16 protein-coding genes are annotated in these 21,957 nt (G+C 60.2%); 7 read left to right on the plus strand and 9 right to left on the minus strand.

The features are described from left to right. Window positions 1–262: 262 nt before the first annotated feature. Window positions 263–1,111 carry a formate transporter FocA gene (focA, locus tag I6L48_RS15515; RefSeq protein ID WP_113070380.1) on the plus strand — a complete coding sequence of 283 codons (849 nt, stop codon included), beginning with the start codon at window positions 263–265 and terminating at the stop codon, window positions 1,109–1,111. Window positions 1,112–1,152: 41 nt separating this feature from the next. After that, entirely contained in the window at window positions 1,153–3,435 is a 2,283-nt protein-coding gene (gene pflB / locus I6L48_RS15520) for a formate C-acetyltransferase (protein WP_302055164.1), read from the plus strand. 121 nt (window positions 3,436–3,556) lie between these two features. Here pflB and phnX read toward each other — a convergent pair whose 3' ends face one another. From phnX to phnW, 3 genes are read right to left on the minus strand one after another with little or no spacing between them, the layout of a single operon-like run. Next, a complete protein-coding gene (gene phnX / locus I6L48_RS15525) occupies window positions 3,557–4,396 on the minus strand; it encodes a phosphonoacetaldehyde hydrolase (protein ID WP_113070381.1) in 840 nt (279 codons plus the stop codon). After that, on the minus strand, window positions 4,389–5,813 hold the full coding sequence (locus I6L48_RS15530; RefSeq protein ID WP_216987423.1) for an aspartate aminotransferase family protein: 1,425 nt from the start codon (window positions 5,811–5,813) through the stop codon (window positions 4,389–4,391). Before I6L48_RS15530 ends, phnX begins: the two co-directional genes overlap by 8 nt. Further along, window positions 5,813–6,952 (minus strand): 2-aminoethylphosphonate--pyruvate transaminase, encoded by a 1,140-nt coding sequence (gene phnW, locus I6L48_RS15535; protein WP_216987424.1) that lies wholly within the window; start codon window positions 6,950–6,952, stop codon window positions 5,813–5,815. Before phnW ends, I6L48_RS15530 begins: the two co-directional genes overlap by 1 nt. Before the next feature lie 253 nt (window positions 6,953–7,205). Here phnW and phnR point away from each other — a divergent pair, with 253 nt between their 5' ends. From phnR to I6L48_RS15560, 5 genes are all read left to right on the plus strand, one after another. Continuing rightward, entirely contained in the window at window positions 7,206–7,913 is a 708-nt protein-coding gene (gene phnR / locus I6L48_RS15540; protein ID WP_216987425.1) for a phosphonate utilization transcriptional regulator PhnR, read from the plus strand. 120 nt (window positions 7,914–8,033) lie between these two features. Then, window positions 8,034–9,053, plus strand: coding sequence for a putative 2-aminoethylphosphonate ABC transporter substrate-binding protein (locus I6L48_RS15545; protein ID WP_216987426.1), 1,020 nt, complete (start codon window positions 8,034–8,036; stop codon window positions 9,051–9,053). A 272-nt stretch (window positions 9,054–9,325) separates the two neighbouring features. After that, on the plus strand, window positions 9,326–10,420 hold the full coding sequence (locus tag I6L48_RS15550; RefSeq protein WP_113070386.1) for a putative 2-aminoethylphosphonate ABC transporter ATP-binding protein: 1,095 nt from the start codon (window positions 9,326–9,328) through the stop codon (window positions 10,418–10,420). Further along, entirely contained in the window at window positions 10,417–12,153 is a 1,737-nt protein-coding gene (locus I6L48_RS15555; protein WP_216987427.1) for a putative 2-aminoethylphosphonate ABC transporter permease subunit, read from the plus strand. Before I6L48_RS15550 ends, I6L48_RS15555 begins: the two co-directional genes overlap by 4 nt. A gap of 18 nt (window positions 12,154–12,171) precedes the next feature. Next, complete coding sequence (locus I6L48_RS15560) at window positions 12,172–13,578, plus strand: FAD-dependent oxidoreductase (protein ID WP_113070387.1); 1,407 nt, start codon at window positions 12,172–12,174, stop codon at window positions 13,576–13,578. Window positions 13,579–13,696: 118 nt separating this feature from the next. Here I6L48_RS15560 and I6L48_RS15565 read toward each other — a convergent pair whose 3' ends face one another. The 6 genes from I6L48_RS15565 to sucA all read right to left on the minus strand — a co-directional run bounded on the left by I6L48_RS15565 (window position 13,697) and on the right by sucA (window position 21,918). Continuing rightward, window positions 13,697–14,152: a YcgN family cysteine cluster protein gene (locus tag I6L48_RS15565; RefSeq protein WP_216987428.1), complete on the minus strand. Its 456-nt coding sequence runs from the start codon at window positions 14,150–14,152 to the stop codon at window positions 13,697–13,699. Window positions 14,153–14,430: 278 nt separating this feature from the next. Further along, complete coding sequence (locus I6L48_RS15570) at window positions 14,431–15,498, minus strand: hypothetical protein (RefSeq protein ID WP_216987429.1); 1,068 nt, start codon at window positions 15,496–15,498, stop codon at window positions 14,431–14,433. A 184-nt stretch (window positions 15,499–15,682) separates the two neighbouring features. After that, window positions 15,683–16,555, minus strand: a complete 873-nt coding sequence (gene sucD / locus I6L48_RS15575; protein WP_005300222.1) for a succinate--CoA ligase subunit alpha — start codon at window positions 16,553–16,555, stop codon at window positions 15,683–15,685. Then, complete coding sequence (sucC, locus tag I6L48_RS15580; protein ID WP_005300220.1) at window positions 16,555–17,721, minus strand: ADP-forming succinate--CoA ligase subunit beta; 1,167 nt, start codon at window positions 17,719–17,721, stop codon at window positions 16,555–16,557. The genes sucD and sucC overlap by 1 nt, the downstream gene beginning before the upstream one ends. 106 nt (window positions 17,722–17,827) lie before the next feature. Further along, on the minus strand, window positions 17,828–19,021 hold the full coding sequence (gene odhB, locus I6L48_RS15585) for a 2-oxoglutarate dehydrogenase complex dihydrolipoyllysine-residue succinyltransferase (protein WP_113070390.1): 1,194 nt from the start codon (window positions 19,019–19,021) through the stop codon (window positions 17,828–17,830). A gap of 86 nt (window positions 19,022–19,107) precedes the next feature. Further along, the gene (gene sucA / locus I6L48_RS15590; RefSeq protein WP_113070391.1) at window positions 19,108–21,918 is read right to left on the minus strand and encodes a 2-oxoglutarate dehydrogenase E1 component; all 2,811 of its coding nucleotides are present in this window, start codon (window positions 21,916–21,918) and stop codon (window positions 19,108–19,110) included. Window positions 21,919–21,957 lie beyond the last annotated feature (39 nt).

Here is a 21,957-nt window from a genome sequence, read left to right on the forward strand (position 1 = left end):
GGCACTCATGGTGCAGTGCGGCCGCAAAGGTGCCTGGCCGGTACTTTTTAAAGGGTGTCCTTTATAAGTTCTTAAAAATCATAAAATTAATAACAGACTCATTTCTGTTTCACCTGAAACCTGGTGTAAAGAAACGCTTCCGGATGGTGAAAAATCCTGTAGTAAAATTACATTCACAATCTGTAATTCTTGATCGGAGTCAATTTTGGGGATCAGCCCCTTTGTTATGATTTCCACAGGCAAAATATGCAGGTACTGAGAATTGAAAGCAGAATCTCCCTTTGATTGTCTGAAGCCCGAAGCCATCGCCGCCCTGGCCGAAGACATTACCTATGCCAAGGCCACCAAGCCCGCATACAAGGTCATTCCCCTGGCCATCACCGCTGGCGCCTTCATCGCCATCGCCTTCGTCTTCTATATCACCGTCACCACGGGCTCAAGCGGCATGGCCTGGGGCATGTCCAAGCTGGTGGGCGGCATCTGCTTCTCCCTCGGTCTCATCCTCTGCGTCCTGCTCGGCGCCGAACTGTTCACCTCCACTACCCTCACCCTGGTAGCCAAGGCGGCGAATCGCATCAGCTGGGCCCAGTTGCTCAAGAACTGGGGACTGGTCTACTTCGGCAACCTCATCGGCGGTCTCATCATCGTCGGCCTCATCATCATGTCGGCACAATACATGGCAGCGGATGGCCAGTGGGGACTGAACGCCATGAAAGTGGCCCAGCACAAGATCCATCACACCTTCTTCGAGGCCGTGGCCCTTGGCATCCTCTGCAACCTCATGGTGTGTCTCGCCGTGTGGATGGCCTTCGGCGCCCGCAGCGCCACCGACAAGGTGATGGTGATGCTGCTCCCCGTCGCCATGTTCGTGGCCTCCGGTTTTGAGCACAGCATCGCAAACATGTTTATGATCCCGGTCGGTATCGCCATCCACAGCGTCGCGAGCCCGGAATTCTGGCAGGCCATCGGCCAGGATCCGGCGACCTTTGCCGACCTGACCGTGTCCAACTTCGTCCTGCACAACCTCATCCCTGTCACCATCGGTAATATCATTGGTGGTGGCGTTATGGTTGGGCTGACTTACTGGTTTATCTTCCGTCGCCATCATTAAGGATGGCGGCAGACACATAAATACCTTGAGAGGTAATGAAAATGGCAGAACTTAACGAACAGTTCCAAAAAGCATGGGAAGGCTTCGCAGCCGGTGAATGGCAGACCTCTGTCAACACCCGTGACTTCATCCAGAAGAACTACACCCCGTATGAAGGTGACGAGTCCTTCCTGGCTGGCGCGACCGAAGCCACCACCAAGCTGTGGGACAAGGTCATGGAAGGCATCAAGATCGAGAACCGCACTCACGCGCCGGTCGATTTTGATACCGACCTGCCCTCCACCATTACCGCTCACGATGCCGGCTATATCGACCAGAGCCTGGAGCAAATCGTTGGTCTGCAGACCGACAAGCCGCTCAAGCGCGCCATCATCGCCAACGGCGGTATCAAGATGGTCAAGACCTCTTGCGAAGTGTACGGTCGCCAGCTTGACCCCATGGTCGAGAAGATCTTCACCGAGTACCGCAAGACTCACAACCAGGGCGTGTTCGACGTCTACACCAAAGACATCCTGAACTGCCGCAAGTCCGGCGTTATCACCGGTCTGCCGGATGCCTACGGCCGTGGCCGTATCATCGGTGACTACCGTCGTGTTGCCCTGTACGGTATCGACTTCCTGATGGCCGACAAACTGGTTCAGTTCAAGTCCCTGCAGGCTGACCTGGAAAACGGTGTCAACCTGGAAGCCACCATCCGTCTGCGCGAAGAGATCTCCGAGCAGCACCGTGCCCTGGCCCAGATGAAGGTGATGGCTGCCAAATATGGCTGCGACATCTCCGTACCGGCCAAGACCGCCAAAGAAGCCGTACAGTGGACCTACTTCGCCTACCTGGCGGCGGTCAAGTCCCAGAACGGCGCGGCCATGTCCTTCGGTCGTACCTCCAGCTTCCTGGACATCTACATCGAGCGTGACCTACAGAAAGGCCTGATCACTGAGCAAGAAGCCCAGGAGCTGATGGACCACATGGTCATGAAGCTGCGTATGGTTCGCTTCCTGCGTACCCCGGAATACGATTCACTGTTCTCCGGCGACCCGATGTGGGCGACCGAGACCCTGGCCGGTATGGGCGTTGACGGTCGTACCCTGGTCACCAAGAACAGCTTCCGTATGCTGAACACCCTGTACACCATGGGCCCGTCCCCTGAGCCGAACCTGACCATCCTGTGGTCCGAGAAGCTGCCGGTCGGTTTCAAGAAGTACTGCGCCAAGGTATCCATCGAGACCTCTTCCGTTCAGTACGAGAACGACGACCTGATGCGTCCGGACTTCAACAACGATGACTACGCCATCGCTTGCTGTGTGTCCCCGATGATCGTCGGCAAACAGATGCAGTTCTTCGGTGCCCGTGCCAACCTGGCCAAGACCATGCTGTATGCAATCAACGGCGGTATGGACGAGAAGCTCAAGATCCAGGTCGGTCCGAAGACCGAAATGGTCACCTCCGAGTACCTCGATTACAACGACGTGATGGACAGACTGGATCACTTCATGGACTGGCTGGCCAAGCAGTACGTGGCCGCGCTGAACATCATCCACTACATGCACGACAAGTACAGCTACGAAGCCTCCCTGATGGCGCTGCACGACCGTGACGTCTATCGCACCATGGCATGTGGTATCGCCGGTCTGTCCGTAGCCGCTGACTCCCTGTCTGCCATCAAGTACGCCAAGGTCAAGCCGGTACGTGATGCCGATGGCGTCTCCATCGACTTCGAAATCGAAGGCGAGTACCCGCAGTTCGGCAACAACGACGCTCGCGTCGATGACATCGCCTGCGACCTGGTCGAGCGCTTCATGAAGAAGATTCAGAAGCTCAACACCTACCGCGGTGCCGTGGCTACCCAGTCCGTGCTGACCATCACCTCCAACGTGGTGTACGGTAAGAAGACCGGTAATACCCCGGATGGTCGTCGCGCCGGTGCGCCGTTCGGCCCGGGTGCCAACCCGATGCACGGTCGTGATCAGAAGGGTGCCGTTGCTTCCCTGACTTCCGTTGCCAAGCTGCCGTTCGCCTACGCCAAAGATGGTATCTCCTATACCTTCTCCATCGTGCCGAATGCCCTGGGCAAAGACATGGAAGCCCAGAAAGCCAACCTGGCCGGCCTGATGGATGGTTACTTCCACCACGAAGCCAACCTGGAAGGTGGTCAGCACCTGAACGTCAACGTGATGAACCGTGAAATGCTGCTGGACGCCATGGAAAACCCGGAGAAATATCCGCAGTTGACCATCCGCGTATCCGGTTATGCCGTTCGCTTCAACTCCTTGACCAAGGAGCAACAGCAAGACGTCATCACCCGTACCTTCACCGCTTCTCTGTAATAGAGTCTCGGAGAACAAAAACCGGCACCCAGGTGCCGGTTTTTTTATGCCTGATAGTCAGGGAGCATCGGCCTGAACCTGCCGGCAAGGCCGGCTCTCCCCTCCTCTCATCCCGCCTTGTTCAGGGCCGCTCACCCGCAGTCAGACGGCGGTTGATATCGGCGATGACCGGGGCGATATCCGCCAGGGTGTCGATGACGTAGTGCGCCCCCGCCGCCCGCAGTTTGGCCTCGGCCGGTACGCGCCGGGCAGCGATCTCCGCTTCGCTCATGGCGGCAAACTCGTCCCAGGTGGCGCCAAACTCGTTGCCGGAGACCGACAATCCCACCGTCCACATGCCCGCGTTCAACCCTTCGCTGATACCCGGCACGGCGTCATCTACCTTGATGCAACGATGCACCGCGCTCACTCCCAGCTCAATCACGTTGGCCAGCGCCATCCAGGGTCCGGGGCGACCGCCAGCCTTGAGATCGTCGGTGGCGACCCAGTGATCCGGGCGATAGCCGTGATCGGCCGCCGCAGGTACCAGCGCCTCCATCACCGGACGGGGGTAACCGGAACAGGAGCCGATGCGCAGCCCCTGGCCCCGCAGTGCCTCCAGCACCGGTAGCATACCGGGGATGGGGGCGGCAAAGCGGGTCACCGCGGCAATCTGCAGTGGCATAAAGGTGTGATAAATGTGGTCCACCTCGGCGTGGCTCATGGGGTGGCCAAAGCGGGCCTGCCAGCGCGCATCCACCGAGGGCAGACGGCCGAGCGCCGCGATATGATCCCACTTGCCCAGCCCCATGGGCTGGCGCGCCTCATCCAGGGTCACAGCAAAGTCATAGGCGCGGGCGAAGGCCTCGACGAAGATGGAGGTGGGGGCGAAGGAGCCGAAATCGACGACGGTACCGGCCCAGTCTAGGATCAGCGCCTCTACGTCGGTGGTCGGGTCTACAACAATCTGCAAGTCAGTCATGGTGGTGTTCCTGTTTCGGTGAAAGTGCGATCTCGCCAAGGGCGTGATCGAGAATGGTGATGGCACGCACCAGATCGGCGCGGGCGATATTGAGCGGTGGCGAGAGCTGGATGACATTGCCCTGAGAGACCTTGAAGCTGAGCCCCAGCTCAAGACAGCGGTAGAGCAGCCGCTCGGCGGCCTGGCTGTTGCGGGTGCGACTCTGGTGATCGACCACCAGATCGAGCGCCCAGAGCAAACCGATACCGCGCACCTGCCCAATGAGCGGGTGGCGCTCGGCAAGCGCCGCGAGCTCTACCGCCATAAAACGGCCATCCTCCCGCACCTTGGCCAGCAACCCCTCTTCACGGATGGTACGGATGGTGGCAAGGGCCGCCGCGCAGCCGATGGGGCTCTTCTCGTGGGTGTAGTGACCCAGTGAAATGGCCGCCGCCTGATTGAAACGATCGCGGGTGATGAGCGCGGCAAATGGCACCACCCCGCCCCCCAACCCCTTGCCCAGGCAGATAATGTCGGGCTCGATGCCGAATTCTTCAAAGCTGAACCAGTGACCAGTGCGCCCCAGGGCATTGGGGATCTCGTCGACGATCAGCAGCACCTTGTGGCGATCGCAGATCTCCCGCACCCGCTGCCAGTAGGCCTTCGAGGGCAACTGTACGTCGGTATTGCGGATCGGCTCGGCGATAAAGGCGCCGATCCCCCCCTCCTTCTCGATGACGTACTCCAGATAATCGGCATAGTGCAGATCATCCCCCTCTCCGCGATACCAGACACCGCGATAGCGGGTGGGAGGCGGAATGCGCTCCACTCCGGCCATAAGCGGGCCCATACCGGCGCGAAAACAGGCCTCGCCACCAACTGAAATAGCATCGAGGGAGGCGCCGTGAAAGGCATCCCACAGGGACACCACCTTGCTGTTGTCGGTAATAAAACGGGTAAGCTTCAGGGCAATCCCCACCACCTCGCTGCCGCCGGGGGCGAACAACACCCGGTTGAGATCGCCGGGGGCCAGTTCGGCCAGGGTGCGGGCGCAGTCGATGGCGACCTGATGGGTGTAGCGGCGGGGCGCAAACGGCAGATCGGCGAGTTGCTGTTGCACCGCGGCCACCACGTTAGGATGACCGTGGCCCAGCTGATGGACGCTGTTGCCGTGGAAATCGAGATACTGTTTGCCCGATACACTGGTCAGCCAGCTCCCCTGCGCGCGCTCAATCAGATCCAAACAGGGGGTGGAGAGCGCCTGATGGAGAAAGTAGCGGCTATCCTCCGCCAATCCGGCCTGTACCTCTTCGCTCTGACCTGCCCACCAGCGCGCCCGACCCTCGCCAAGGTTGATATCCCCTTCGCTGTCGGCCCGGCCGCTGCCGTGCAGCTTATGGTCGTGCTGATCGCAACCGTGAGGCGCCATGCTAGTCATCACGCAGCCCCCTGCCAGTAGCAGGCGTTGGCCATGGCGGCGAGCAGATCCCGCACCCGCTCTGGGGTCACATCACCGATATTGCCGATGCGGAAGCAATCGGCTTGGGAGACCTTGCCCGGATAGATGACAAAGCCCTGCGCCTTGAGCCGCTGGTAGAAGTCGGCGAAGCGGTAGTCAGGGTGGGTCGGAGAGTAGAAGGCGGTGATGATGGGGGATTGCCATTTTTCTGGCAGCAGCGGCGCAAAGCCGAGCTCAGCCATCCCCGCCACCAGTGTGCGCTGGTTCTCGCTGTAGCGCCGATGGCGGGCGGCAATGCCCCCCTCTTCATCCAGCTCGCGCAGAGCCTGGGCAAAGGCGAGCACGGTATGGGTGGGCGAGGTGAAGCGCCACTTGCCTCCCTGCTGCTCCATGGTCTGCCACTGGGCATGCAGGTCGAGGGAGACCGAACGGGCATGACCGGCGCAGGCCGTGAGCGCCACGCGGCGAGCGATAACGAAACCAAAACCTGGCACCCCCTGAATGCACTTGTTGGCCGAGCTGATGAGATACTCGATGCCAAGGCGCCCCATGTCGATGGGGATGCCGCCAAAGCTGCTCATGGCATCGACGATCAGGCGGATACCGCGGCGCTGGCAGAGCTGAGCCACCTCGTCGAGCGGGTTGAGCATGCCGGTGGTGGTCTCGCAGTGCACCATGGCCAAGTGGGTGATCTCGGGGTGGCGCGCCAGCATCGCCTCGATGGCGGCGGGTTCCGGGCGGGTCGTCTCGCCGCAGTCGAGCTCATGGTGGCGCAGGCCAAGGCAGCGGGCCATCTCCCCCATGCGGGCACCGTAGGCGCCGTTGTTGATGATCAGCAGATACTCATCGACTCCTATCGCCGAGCCCAGTACGCTCTCCACCACATAGCTGCCGCTCCCTTGCAGCAGCACGGCGCTGTAGTCGTTTTGATATTCCGGGCCGGCGGCGAGGCGCACCAGCTCGCGGCGGATGGGCTCCACCACACCCTGGTTGTAGTCCGCATCCCAGGTGCAGCTGTCTTGCAGCATGGCGGCGCGTACAGTCGCGGTGGTCGAGAGGGGGCCCGGGGTCAGCAGCAGGTAATCGACGGCGGCGGGGGCCGCAGGAATATGGGTCATGACTTCGCTCCTTTTTGGTATATACCAGAATGAGCGCATTGTGGATAACTGCCCCGCCAAGGTCAAAGGCGTGGCGCTAAGTGCAACAAAAAATTCATTTTCAGCGCCGGGATCGCGATAATCTAGAAAGCCTGAACCACAGACCTAACACTGGCATCTACCAACACATCTTGATGTCGCCGTTTAACCACCGGGCAGATGACCAGCCCTGTCCCAACTCATTGCACAACTTATTGCAAAACCAGGGATTTTCATGAGCAAACCCCAATACCTGCAGATCAAGGATGCCCTCGCCAACCAGATCCTGGCGGGGGGCCTGGCCCCCAACGACAAGCTCCCCTCCGAGCGGCTGCTGGGGGAACTCTATGGCACCACAAGGGTTACCATCCGCGAGGCGCTGGTGCAGTTGGAGGCGAACGGCCTTATCTATCGGGAGGATCGCCGCGGCTGGTTCGTCACCCCGCCGCGTTTCAGTCTCAACCCCAGACGCACCTCCAACTTTCACCAGATAGTGCGGGAGCAAGGGGGCGAGCCGCGCACCGAGCTGCTGGAAAAAAGCCGCCAGGCGGTGCCGCCCGCGTTGATGGCGCAGTTGCAACTCAAGCCGTTTGACAGCCTCTTTTTGCTCAAGCGACTGCGCTACGCCAACGGGCGCGCCATCTGCTACTGCGAGAACCACTGCCTGCCAGAGCGGGTGCCCGGCCTGCTGGAGCTGGATCTCAACGGCAGTCTGACCGAGATCTACCAGGCCCATTACGATCTCCACTACGCCCGCATGCAGGTGCGCTTCTTCCCCACCGCCCTGCCGGACGAAGTGGCCAAGACGCTCGGGGCCACCGCCGGTCTGCCCGCCCTGCGCCTCGAGCGACTCAACTTCGATCAGCACGGCCGGGTGCTCGATTTCGATCTGGAGTACTGGCGCCACGACAGTCTGGAGATCGAGGTGGATACCCAGGATTAGTCACGGACAAATCAGGGACGGCAAAACGTCACGGGGCTGTCACGGTCACGTCATAAAGATCCCCTAGCCTCTCTCTCGACCAATCTGGTTTATACCAAACCAATTTAACTGGAGAAGAGGATGAAACAGGGAACCCATCTGCTGGCCGCCGCCGTACTGGCTGCCATGACCGCCCCGGCACTGGCCGCGACCGACCTCACCGTCTACACCGCCTTCGAACCGGAGCAGCTCAACGAGCTGAAAACCGCGTTCGAGCGCCAGCATCCGGATATCAACATCAAGTGGGTGCGTGACTCCACCGGCGTGGTCACCGCCCGCTTGCTGGCAGAAAAAGCCCAGCCCAAAGCGGATGTGGTATGGGGACTGGCGGCGACCAGCCTGATGCAGCTCGATCAGCAGCAGATGCTCAATGCCTATGCACCGAAAGGGCTGGACAAGCTCGACAGCCGCTTTCGCGACAGCAAGGCCGAGCCGCACTGGATCGGTCTGGACGCCTTCTTCAGCGCCATCTGCTTCAACAAGGTTGAGGCAGAAAAACAGGGGATCCCGGCGCCGACCAGCTGGGCCGACCTCACCAAGCCCATCTACAAAGGCAAGGTGATCATGCCCAACCCCAGCTCCTCCGGCACCGGTTACCTGAGCGTCGCTGGCTGGCTGCAGACCATGGGCGAGCAGCAGGGCTGGCAATTTATGAACGGCCTGCACCAGAACATCGACCGTTACACCCACTCGGGCTCGGCTCCCTGCAAGCTGGCCGCCAGCGGCGAGACGGTGATCGGTATCTCCTTCGACTTCCCGGCCACCAGCCTCAAGGCCAAGGGGGCCCCCATTGAGGTGGTGTTCCCGAAAGAGGGGTCGGGCTGGGATATGGAAGCCGCCGCCATCATCAAGGGCACCCCCAAGCTGGAAGCCGCCAAACAGCTGCTCGACTTTGCCGCCACCGAACAGGCCAACGCCCTCTACAACAAGTCGTTCGCAGTGGTCGCCATCCCCGATGTAGCCCAACCGAGAGCGGGCTATCCGGCTGATATCAAAGGCCAGATGATCGACAACGACTTTAGCTGGGCAGCCCGCGAGCGTAACGCCATCCTGGCCCAGTGGAGTGCCAACTTCGACGGCAAGACCGAAGCCAAGCAGTAAGCGTGAAGGGCGGCGGTTTGTTCACGCCCCACACACAGCCACCAATAAACTGCCAGTCGAAGGCCAACAGCTGTTGGCCTTCGCTTTTTGGTTTTCACTTCCCGAGTGTGTATTGCCTTCAATTAGCGACGCTTCGCCCATCCACACAGGGCCCAACTACTTGCTGGCGACCGGATGTCATTTGACTGTCATCAAGCTGTCATCCCCCGATCACCTGACCGTCACACTTCACTCGCAAACTGGTATATACCAAATCAGTAGCGAGTCGAACCATGACCCAGCCCTATCTGGACATTCAACATCTCAACAAGCAGTTCGGTGCTTTTCAGGCCCTTAAAGGGATCTCTCTGACCATTGAGCCGGGGGAGTTTATCTGCTTTCTCGGCCCCTCCGGCTGTGGCAAGACCACCCTGCTCAGAGCCATCGCCGGGCTGGATCTGCCGGACAGCGGCGAGATCTGGCAAGGGGGGCGCAATATCTCCCTGCTGCCGCCCCAGCAGCGGGACTTTGGCATCGTGTTTCAGTCCTACGCCCTCTTCCCCAACCTGACGGTGGCCCAGAACATCGCCTTCGGCCTTGAGAATCAGGGGCTGGCGCGGGATCTTATCAAGGAGCGGGTGGATCACTGGCTGGGGCTGGTGGATCTCACTGCCCAATCCCACAAATACCCGAGCCAGATCTCCGGCGGCCAGCAGCAGCGGGTGGCGCTGGCCCGGGCACTGGCCCTCTCCCCCGGCCTGTTGCTGCTGGACGAACCGCTCAGCGCGCTGGATGCGCTGGTTCGCACCCACCTTCGCAGCGAGATCCGCGCCCTGCAGCAGCGCCTTGGCATTACCACCATCATGGTGACCCATGATCAGGAAGAGGCGCTGACCATGGCCGATCGCATCGTGGTGATGGAGGGCGGCCGCATCGTGCAGGTGGGCACCCCGCAGGCGATCTACCACCAGCCTGCCAGCCGTTTCGTGGCAAGCTTTGTCGGCACCATGAACTTCCTCGATGCCCTGGTGCTCGGCCCCAATCAGGTGCGCCTCAACGAGCAGCCGCTGCAACTCACCAACCGGGCCGCCGCCGGCAGCAAATTGCAGGTGGCGATCCGCCCCGAGGCGATCACCCTGAGTGCGCCGAGCGAACCGTATCTTGGCCATCATGGCGTTGAAGCAACCATCGATCAGGTGGAGTTTCTCGGCGCCGCCCAGCGCCTTATCTGCACCGCCGACACCTATCTGGGCCCGCAGCAGATCCTGGTGGAGCGCCCGACCCATGAGCTGCCCCGCCACGAACAGGGGGGCTGGCGCAGCGGCATGCGCTGCTCGCTGCACTGGCCCGCCGGGGCGATGCAGCTGTTTGAAGGAGAGTGTCTATGACTGCCCCCCTTGCGACCTCCTCCCTGTTGCCGCCCGCGACAGCCCGGCAAGACTCTCGTTGGTCGCGACTTTGTCGCGGCTGGAGCCGGGATCAGCTGCTGCAACTGCTCCTGCTTGCGCTCGGTATCGCCCTGCTGGTGGGGGGCCTCTTGCTGCCGCTGCTCACCATGCTGCAAAAGAGCCTGCAAGATGCCGATGGCCTCTGGGTGGGCCTTGCCAACTTCAGCGCCTACTTCGACTCCCCTCATCTGGGGCGCACCATTGGCAACACCCTCTGGCTCGGAGTGCTGATCACCGCGCTGGTGGTGACCATCGCCTTCGGCTACGCCTACGCCCTCACCCGCACCTGCATGCCGGGCAAGCCCCTGTTTCGCCTCATCGGTTTGATCCCGCTCCTGATGCCCTCCCTGTTGCCCGCCATCAGTCTGGTCTACTGGTTTGGCAATCAGGGAGTTGCCAAGGGGCTGCTCGGCGGCGAGAGCATCTACGGCCCTATCGGCATCGTCATTGGCCTGGGCTTCTGGTGCTTTCCCCACGCTCTGATGATCCTTATCACGGCGCTCGGCCAAAGCGATGCCCGCCTCTATGAAGCCTCCCGGGTGCTGGGCAGCAGCGGCTGGCGCACCTTTGTCACAGTCACCCTGCCCACCGCCCGTTATGGCCTGCTCAGCGCCGCCATCGCCGTCTTCACCCTCACCATCTGCGACTTCGGGGTGGCCAAGGTGATTGGCGGCCAGTACAGCGTGCTGGCTACCGATATCTACCGGCAGGTGATCGGAATGCAGAACTTCTCGCTGGGCGCCGTTGCCAGCGTCACCCTGCTGCTGCCAGCGCTCATGAGCTTTGCGCTGGAGCACAGAGTGCGCAGCAAGATGCAGGAGCAGAGCAGCACCAAGGCGGTGCCCTATCAGCCCAAACCCCATCGGCTGCGGGATCTGCTGGCGCTCGGCTGGTGCACGCTCTGGGCCCTGCTGTTTCTGGCGCTGGTGGGGATGGCGGTTTACGGATCCTTGGTGCAGTTCTGGCCCTACAACCTCGCTCTGACGCTGGATCACTACGCCTTTGACAGCAACAGCGTCTACGGCTGGCAGCCCTTTACCAATACCTTGCAGCTGGGCCTCTATACCGCGCTGATCGGTTCCGTGCTGGTGATAGTGCTGGCCTGGGCGCAGGAGAAGGGGCGCCACTTCGCGCCGCTTCGCCAATTGCTGCATCTGCTCGCCATGCTGTCGCTGGCGGTGCCCGGCATGGTGCTGGGGCTGGGTTACATCTTCTTTTTCAACGGCAATCCGCTCTTTGGCGGCCTATACGGCACCCTGCCGCTGATGGTGCTCTCCTGCATCATCCACTACTACACCGTGGGCCATATGACGGCGCTGACCAGCCTCAAGCAGTTGCCCAAGGAGCTGGAGCTGGTGGCCATCTCATTGCGCATTCCGCTCTGGAAGGCGTTCTGGCGAGTCACCCTGCCCGCCTCCCTGCCCGCACTGCTGGAGATCTTCATTTACCTGTTCGTCAACGCCATGACCACCACCTCGGCGGTGATCTTCCTCTACTCGAGCGACAGCGTGCTCGCCTCCATCGCCGTACTCAATATGGAGGATTCCGGCGATACCGCAGCGGCCGCCGCCATGGCCACCCTGATCCTGCTGGCCGCCGCCACCGTCAAGCTGCTCCAGCTCTTTTTGAGCCGCGCCCTGCTGGATCGCACCCAGCGCTGGCGCCACCCATAACCTTATCGAGGAGTCATCATGTCCACTCTCCCCTTCTGGCTGGCCGAGGCGCTCGCCGCCGAACAGCCCGCGCCCCCCATCCCCCTGGTCGGCCACCACGAGGCCGATGTCTGCATCGTCGGTGGCGGCTTTACCGGGCTGTGGAGTGCCATCGCCCTTAAACAGGCCGAGCCACACTTGCGCATCATGGTGCTGGAGAAGGATCGCTGCGGCAGCGGCGCCTCCGGGCGCAACGGCGGCTGTTTGCTCACCTGGTCGGCCAAGTATTTGACCTTAAAGCGCCTCTTTGGCGAGCAGCAGGCCGCCTGGCTGGTACAAAGATCCGAGCAGGCGGTGCACGAGATTGCCCGCTTCTGCGAAACGCACAACATAGAGGCGCAGCTGAGGGTCGAGGGCACCTGCTACACCGCCACCAGCGAGGCGCAGCGCGGCCTGATGGAGCCGGTATTGCAGGCACTGAAGCAGGCCGACCTTAACCAGTGGCAGGCGATTGCAGAGGGTGAACTGGCGAGCCAGAGCGGCTCCCACGTTCATCTGGAGGGGTTCTACAGCCCCCACGCTGGTTCGATGCAACCGGCGCTGCTGGTGCGCGGCCTGCTGCGGGTAGCGCGGGAACTGGGGGTCGAGGTCTATGAACACTCCCCCATGCGGCGCCTTGAGGCGGGCCAGCCTGCGCGGGTGCAAACGCCACAGGGCGAGGTGCGTGCCCGCAAGGTGGTGCTGGCCCTCAACAGCGCCATGGTGCAGCACTTTCGCGAGTTTAGCCGCAGCATAGTGCTGGTCTCCTCCGATATGGTGATCACCGACCCCGCGCCGGATGCACTGGCTGCCCAGCAGCTTGAGCACGGCCGCTCCGTGGTGGATGGCCGCACCTTTGTGCATTACTACCGCTCCACCCCGCAAGGGCGGCTGATGCTGGGCAAGGGGGGCAACACCTTCGCCTTTGCCAACCGCCATCTGGCCGAGTTTGATGCACCGAGCCGTTATCTTGCCCCCCTCACCCGCACCCTTCGCCGCTTCTTTCCGGCCCTCAAGGAGGTGCCCATCGCTGCCAGCTGGTGCGGCGCCTCCGATCGCTCGGTGGATGGCCTCCCCTTCTTCGGCCACTGGCGAGGGCAGCCCAACGTTGTCTATGGCCTCGGCTATTCCGGCAACGGAGTGGCGCAAAGCTGGATGGGCGGCCAGATCCTGGCGGCCTTGGTGCGCAATGAAGTGCGGGAGGAGGACAAACCGTGGCGTGACTGCGCCTTGGTAAGCGGCCCGCGCGGCTACTTCCCGCCAGAGCCATTCCGCTGGCTGGGGGCCATGGCGGTGCGGGGTGCCATCCGGCGCAAAGAGAAGGCGGAAGATGAAGGCCACGCGGTGGCCTGGTATGACAAACAGCTGGCCCGGCTGGCGGATGCGGCGGGCAAGGCAGACAAATAGGCGCCTTCGTCCAGCGCTTCGGAAAGCACCAAAAAACCGAAGGGGCAGGAGAGTGATGACTCCCCTGCCCCTTCGCAGTTGGTACGGCTCTCGGCTGGCCCGAAAGACAGCCCTGGCGTTAGCTGGCCCAGGTGATGATATGGTCGGCCCAATCGCCGGCATGTACCTCATGGATCACCTTGCCGCGCACCGACTGACCCGCCTGATGCATGGCGGAGCGACTGCCGGTGATCAGCGGATGCCATTCGGGCAGGGTCTGCCCCTCCGCCAGCAGGCGATAGGCGCAGGTGGAGGGCAGCCAGTTGAACTCGGCAATCTTGTCGTGGGTGATCTGCAGGCAGTTCGGCTCTTTTTTAAAGCGGTTGCCGTAATCGGAGCACTGGCAGGTCTTGGTATTGAGCAGATTGCAGGCCACGTTGGTGAACACCAGCTCGTCGGTGTCCTCGTCGATCAGCTTGTTCAGGCAGCACTTGCCGCAGCCGTCGCACAGGGACTCCCACTCCGTCATGGTCATCTGTTGCAGGCTTTTTACCTGCCAAAAGGGGGCGTTCTGCACGGGTTCACTCTGCTGCATAAAAGTTGGCTCACTCAATACACTGACAAGCGCGTGGTTATACGCCCTATGGCCCGATTTTTCAAGGTTGGTGGCTGTCTACGATAAGCGTCTGGCTTCGCATGCTCAGCACCAACCGACAACGCCTATAGGTTGTGGCTGGACTTGCGAAGCCCAACATACGAGATGATTTGACATACGCGGACAATGATCATAGGTGCCCCTCTCGACAGAGATCTCTCAAACCAAATTAATGTTTACACTACAGTCAAAAGGTGGTTCCCCAGATTTCCTACAACCTAGGATTTAATCGATTTTATGAAGTTTCCTATTTGTTCAACTCCATCAAATGTAGACGGCAGGTTTCCATCCTCGGTCACTATTCCAGAGAATATAATTCGTTCAAATTTATCCAACACATCGGCATCTTGGCTCTTTATCTTGCTAGCGTACTCAGAATAACTTTGAATAAACCTGCATAATGTTTTTCTAAGGTCTATTTGCAATAATTGTGACTTAACTGATTTGTAGTTAAAAAGAAGCACTCTAAAATAATAAATGGAAATTGCGACTAAAGAAAGTGTTGGAAAAATAGACGCTAACAAACCATCTCTGATGGCAGATATATTGTCGATATTTCTGTAAATTACCAAAAACTCTGTAATGATTGGTAAGAAAATTATCACAGACAACAATTTCAACCAGAATAAAATCCCATCTCGCTCACTTTTCTTTTCATTTGCTAGATCATCAAAACCTTGATACAGACCAACAAAATTAAATCCATTCTCATATCTAGATAGAGATGCCTCTATTGCTTTTACTCTACCTTCCCTCTCATTTAAATCATGCTCCCATTCTTCTTTCAATTTTTTGGCTTTAGCTGCAACAGTCTCGAAATTCTTTAGCGTTTCGATTTCATCACTGTTTGAGACCTCTTTAAAAATACTGATAGGTAGGTCACGAATAGCGAATTCAATCTGTTCCCTTGCCATATCCTCAAATAAATTTACATTATCAAAAACGAAGCGCTTAGCAACTTCGAACTCCATTGAAAGATCATTTTTGGTTGAAAGGTACAGCTCAAAAAGAAATCGAAAGCACATCGAGCAAATATCATCTAACCTATCTTTTGTCAGCTCTTTCTCATCAGCAAGCCTACTAATGAATTGATCTCCTATCCATTGTATATTTATCTGACAGAATGTATTCCATTCATCAGGTCTTTTCTCCATAGCATTCACAACTAAACGTATAAGACTATTCCTCTGTTTCTCGAAGTCGTTCGAAGGAATTAAGCTATCAATTTTGTTCTTAAACTTAGCAAGTACAGTTTTACTCTGATTTGTATCAAATAATTCCATCATAAATATTGCCGCCCACGAAATATTAAAAAATTATCATTTAGCCAACCGCTATCCTACGCAGGGATTTATTCAAGATCTAGCGGTAAATAGAAAAACTATTTTCAATATGCCAATCATCATATTCCATCCATAAAAAAGCCGCCCATTGGGCGGCTTTTTATCAGAGATAACGGGCTGAAAGGACTTACCAACCGGTTACTTCACGCAGGGCTTTGCCGATATCGGCCAGGGAGCGCACGGTTTTCACACCGGCATCTTCCAGGGCGGCAAATTTCTCGGCCGCGGTGCCTTTGCCACCGGCGATGATGGCGCCCGCATGACCCATGCGCTTGCCAGCCGGGGCGGTGACGCCCGCGATGTAGGAGACCACCGGCTTGGTGACGTGGGCCTTGATGTAGGCCGCCGCGTCTTCCTCTGCATTGCCGCCGATCTCGCCGATCATCACGATGGCTTCGGTCTGCGGGTCATTCTGGAACATCTCGAGGATGTCGATAAAGTTGGAACCCGGGATGGGGTCGCCACCGATGCCGACGCAGGTGGACTGGCCGAAGCCCTCGTCCGTGGTCTGCTTGACCGCTTCATAGGTCAGGGTGCCGGAGCGGGAGACGATACCCACCTTGCCTGGCTTGTGGATGTGACCTGGCATGATGCCGATCTTGCACTCACCCGGGGTGATGACGCCCGGGCAGTTCGGGCCGATCATGCGCACGCCGGTTTCCTGCAGCTTCACCTTGACGTCCAGCATGTCCAGGGTCGGGATGCCTTCGGTGATGGTGACGATGAGCTTGATGCCGGCATCGATGGCTTCCAGGATGGCGTCCTTGCAGAACGGGGCCGGTACATAGATGACGGAAGCGGTGGCGCCGGTGGCTTCCACGGCGTCACGGACGGTGTTGAACACCGGCAGGCCCAGGTGAGTGGTGCCACCCTTGCCCGGGGAGACGCCGCCGACCATCTGGGTTCCGTAGGCAATCGCCTGTTCGGAGTGGAAGGTACCCTGACCGCCGGTAAAGCCCTGGCAGATCACCTTGGTGTCTTTGTTGATCAGAACGCTCATTATTTGGCCTCCGCTGCTTTTACCACTTGCTGAGCTGCGTCAGTCAGACTCGTTGCGGCGATGATATTGAGGCCGCTGTCGGCCAGTTTACGGGCACCCAGTTCGGCGTTGTTGCCTTCCAGACGCACCACCACGGGCACTTTCACCCCCACTTCCTTGACCGCGCCGATGATGCCTTCCGCGATCATGTCGCAGCGCACTATGCCGCCGAAGATGTTGACCAGCACGGCTTGTACCTTGCTGTCGGAGAGGATGATCTTGAAGGCCTCGGTCACGCGCTCCTTGGTGGCGCCGCCGCCGACGTCCAGGAAGTTGGCAGGTGAACCGCCGTGCAGGTTGACGATGTCCATGGTACCCATGGCCAGGCCGGCGCCGTTGACCATGCAGCCGATGTTGCCATCGAGCGCCACATAGTTCAGCTCCCACTGGGCGGCGTGCGCTTCGCGGGGGTCATCCTGGGACGGGTCGTGCATCTCGCGCAGCTTGGGCTGACGGTACAGGGCGTTGGCGTCGATGTTGATCTTGCCGTCGAGGCAGTGCAGGTTGCCCTTGTCGGTGATGACCAGGGGGTTGATCTCCAGCAGGGCGAAGTCGCAGTCCAGGAACATCTGGCCCAGGCCCATGAAGATCTTGGTGAACTGCTTGATCTGATCGCCGACCAGACCCAGCTTGAAGGCCAGCTCGCGGGCCTGATAAGGCTGCGGGCCTACCAGGGGATCGATGGCAGCCTTGTGAATGAGTTCCGGGGTTTCGTGGGCGACTTTCTCAATCTCCACGCCACCTTCGGTGGAAGCCATGAAGACCACGCGGCGAGAGCCACGGTCGACCACGGCGCCCAAGTACAGTTCCTTGGCGATGTCAGTGCAGGACTCCACCAGGATCTTGGTAACCGGCTGACCGTTGGCGTCAGTCTGATAGGTCACCAGGTTCTTGCCGAGCCAGTTCTGGGCAAAGGCGCGGATCTCGTCCTTGCTCTTGGCCAGCTTGACGCCGCCCGCCTTGCCGCGGCCACCGGCGTGGACCTGGCACTTGACGACCCAGGTGTTGCCGCCAATCTTGTCGGCCGCTTCGGCCGCTTCCTGCGGGGTAGCACAGGCATAACCTTCGGAGACCGGCAGGCCATACTCGGCAAACAGCTGTTTTGCCTGATATTCATGCAGATTCATAGATGCTCTATCCGTGTTGTAGGTATTTCCGTCCGGGGCTCGTGTTTCTCAATCCCCTGTGAATGGGGGCCTGGGCGGCCCCTCGTTATCTTTCAGTCACGCTTGCTCAGACATCCAGCAGCAGACGGGTCGGGTCTTCCAGGAGCTCCTTGATGGAGACCAGGAAGCCCACGGACTCGCGGCCGTCGATGATGCGGTGATCGTAGGAGAGTGCCAGGTACATCATCGGCAGGATCTCGACCTTGCCGTCGACGGCCATGGGGCGGTCCTGGATCTTGTGCATACCCAGAATGGCGCTCTGGGGCGGGTTGATGATGGGGGTGGACATCAGGGAGCCGAACACGCCACCGTTGGTGATGGTGAAGTTGCCGCCAGTCAGTTCATCCACGGTCAGCTTGCCGTCACGGCCCTTGCCGGCCAGGTCTTTGATGGCCTTCTCGATGTCCGCCAGGCTCATGTTGTCGCAGTCGCGCAGCACCGGGGTCACCAGACCACGGGGGGTGGAGACGGCGATGCTGACGTCGAAGTAGTTGTGGTAGACGATGTCGTCACCGTCCAGCGCCGCGTTCACTTCCGGGTAGCGCTTGAGGGATTCGACCACGGCCTTCACATAGAAGGACATGAAGCCGAGCTTGATGCCGTGCTTCTTCTCGAAGATCTCGCCGTACTGCTTGCGCAGCTTCATGATGGGCGCCATGTTGATCTCGTTGAAAGTGGTCAGCATGGCGGTGGTGTTCTTGGCCTCCAGCAGACGCTCGGCGATGCGCTTGCGCAGACGGGTCATGGGCACGCGCTTCTCGGTGCGACCGGCCAGCGGCGCGACCGGGGCGGCAGCCACGGGAGCGGCAGCAGTCGGCGCAGCCACCGGAGCCTTGCCCAGATTCTTGATGAAGGCTTCCACGTCTTCCTTGGTGACACGACCACCCTTGCCGGTGCCGGTCAGCTTGGCGACGTCGATGTCGTGCTCGGCCACCATGCGGCGCACGGAAGGGCTCAGGCCATCGGCAGCGTCGTCGGCCACGGTTTCCACCGGCTTCTCGCTGGTCGCTTCACCGGCAACGGGGGCCGGCTTGAGCATGGCGATCAGCTGGCGGGAGAGCACGGTCGCCCCTTCGCTCTGCAGGATGTCGCCCAGTACGCCGGCTTCCGGCGCGGGCACTTCCAGCACGACTTTATCGGTTTCGATGTCAACCAGCACTTCGTCACGGGCAACCAGATCACCCGGTTTCTTGTGCCAGGTCGCGATGGTGGCATCCGCCACTGATTCCGGCAGGTCCGGTACCTTGATCTCGATAGTCATGTAATCAGTTCCTTGTTACTTCTTGGCCAGCAGGCTTGTTCCAGGTCAGAGAGGGTCCCGACACGGGCCCTCTCATCCACAACTCGTTATTCCAGGGTAAGGGCGTCTTCCACCAGGGCTTTTTGCTGCTTGGCGTGGACGGACATGTAACCGACGGCCGGTGAGGCCGAGGCCGGGCGACCGGCATAACGCAGACGGGCTTGGCTTGGCAGCACGCTGTCGTAGTGATGACGGGTGCTGTACCAGGCGCCCTGGTTCTGCGGCTCTTCCTGACACCAGACGAAGTCGGTGACATGGCTGTAATCGGCCAGGATGGCGCGCACTTCCTCTTCCGGGAAGGGGTAGAGCTGCTCGATCCGTACCAGGGCCACGTCCTGCTGCTCCGCCTTGCGACGGGCATCGAGCAGGTCGTAGTAGACCTTGCCGGAGCAGAAGACCACGCGCTTGACGCCTTTGGGATCCAGCGCATCGATTTCGCCGATGGCGTTCTGGAAGGTGCCCTCTGCCAGCTCTTCGAGCTTGCTCACCGCCAGCGGGTGGCGCAGCAGGGATTTGGGCGTCATCACGATGAGCGGACGGCGCATGGGGCGCACTACCTGACGACGCAGCATGTGGAACACCTGTGCCGGGGTGGAGGGCACGCACACCTGCATGTTGTGCTGGGCGCACATCTGCAGGTAACGCTCCAAACGGGCGGAGGAGTGCTCCGGGCCCTGGCCCTCGTAACCGTGGGGCAGCAGCATGGTCAGGCCGCACATCCGGCCCCACTTCTGCTCGCCGGAGGAGAGGAACTGGTCCACCACCACCTGGGCGCAGTTGGCGAAGTCACCGAACTGGGCTTCCCAAATGGTGAGACCGGCCGGCTCCGCGCTGGCGTAGCCATATTCAAACGCCAGTACCGCGTTCTCGGTCAGCACGGAGTCGTACACCTCGAACGGGCCCTGCTCGTCGTGCAGGTTGCACAGCGGGGTGTAGGTGCTGGCATCGGTCTGGCTGTGCAGCACGGCGTGGCGATGGAAGAAGGTACCGCGGCCGGAGTCTTCCCCGGTAAAGCGAATGCGGGATCCCTTGTCCACCAGGGTGGCGTAGGCCAGAGTCTCGGCAAAGCCCCAGTCCACCAGCTTCTCACCGGCGGCCATCAGGCGACGGTCTTCGTAGATCTTCTCGACCTGGCGTTGCAGCACATGGGTGGCCGGGTACTGGCTGATGCGCTCACCCAGGGCCTTCAGATGATCCATGGGCACAGTGCTGTCATAGGCCATGGCCCAGTCGTGACCCAGATACGGCGTCCAGTCCACGGAGTGCAGCTCCATGGGGCGCCACTCCTTGCTCACCCGCTCGCCCCGATCCAGGGTGTCGCGATAGTCGTTGACTAGCGTGGTGGCCAGCTCCGGCGCGATGGCTCCTTCGGCGATCAGCTGATCGGCGTAGATCTTGCGCGGGGTCGGGTGCTGCTTGATCTTCTGGTACATCAGGGGCTGGGTCGCGCTCGGCTCGTCGGCCTCGTTGTGACCGTGACGACGGTAGCAGACCAGCTCGATCACCACGTCGCGCTTGAAGGTGTTGCGGTAATCCAGGGCAATTTGGGTCACCAGCACCACGGCTTCCGGGTCATCCCCGTTGACGTGCAGCACAGGGGCCTGCACCGCCTTGGCGATGTCGGTGCAATATTCGGTGGAGCGCAGGTCACGGATATAGGAGGTGGTGAAGCCCACCTGGTTGTTGATGACGATGCGCACCGTGCCGCCCACGCCATAGGCACGGGTCTGGGACATGTTGAAGGTCTCGGCAACAACCCCCTGCCCCGCGATGGCGGAGTCACCGTGGATGGTGATGGGCAGGACGCTGGAGCCGTCCTTGTCACCGCGACGGTCCATACGGGCACGCACCGAGCCGATGACCACGGGGTTGACGATCTCGAGGTGCGACGGGTTGAAGGCGAGCGCCAGGTGGACGTTGCCGCCCGGGGTGGCGAAGTCGGAGGAGAAGCCCATGTGGTACTTCACGTCCCCTGTGCCCCAGGATTCGCCGTGCTTGCCGGCGAACTCGTCGAACAGGTCCTGAGCGCGCTTGCCCAGCACGTTGATGAGCACGTTGAGGCGACCGCGGTGGGCCATGCCGATGACGGCTTCCTTGCAACCCTGCTCACCGGCGCGGCGGATCAGCTCTTTGAGCATGGGCACCATGGCATCGCCCCCTTCCAGGGAGAAACGCTTGGCCCCCGGGAACTTGGCACCCAGGTATTTTTCCAGCCCTTCGGCGGCGGTCAGGCTCTCGAGGAAGCGGGTCTTCTCTTCGAGGGTATAGTTGCCCTTCCCTTCGATGGATTCCAGCCTGTCTTGCAGCCAGCGCTTCTCCTCGGTGGAGGTGAGGTGCATGTAGTCGGCGCCGATGCTGCCGCAATAGGTCTTCTTGAGCGAGGCATACAGATCGGAGAGCACCATGGTCTCGCGACCGATGGCGTAGGAGCCCACATTGAAGGTGGCCTCCATGTCTGCACCTTGCAGATTGTGGAAGGCCGGGTCCAGCTCGGCGACCGGCTCGCGCTGCCACAGACCCAGGGGGTCCAGATTGGCGTTCTGGTGACCGCGGAAACGGAAGGCGTTGATCAGTTGCAGTACGCGAACCTGTTTGGCATCCACCTGGGGATCGGAGACGGGAGCGCTGTAACGGGAGGAGTCCTTGGCCAGGCGGCGGAAATAGTCGCGAACCTGGGAGTGGGGTTGTTCTACTGCATGTCCGTTGACCTGGGGCAGCGACTGGAACAGGCTGCGCCATTCGTCGGCAACGGAGTCGGGGTTTTCCAGGAAGGATTCGTACAAATCCTCAATGTAGCTTGCATTCGCACCAGCCAGGTGAGATGACTCCAACCAGGCCTTCATCACGCCGTTATGCATTTCTATCCCTTGTACATCTTGTTCGCTGCACTGCAGCTT

Origin of the sequence: Aeromonas sp. FDAARGOS 1418 (assembly GCF_019048585.1) — a bacterium.
Lineage (GTDB): Bacteria > Pseudomonadota > Gammaproteobacteria > Enterobacterales > Aeromonadaceae > Aeromonas > Aeromonas caviae.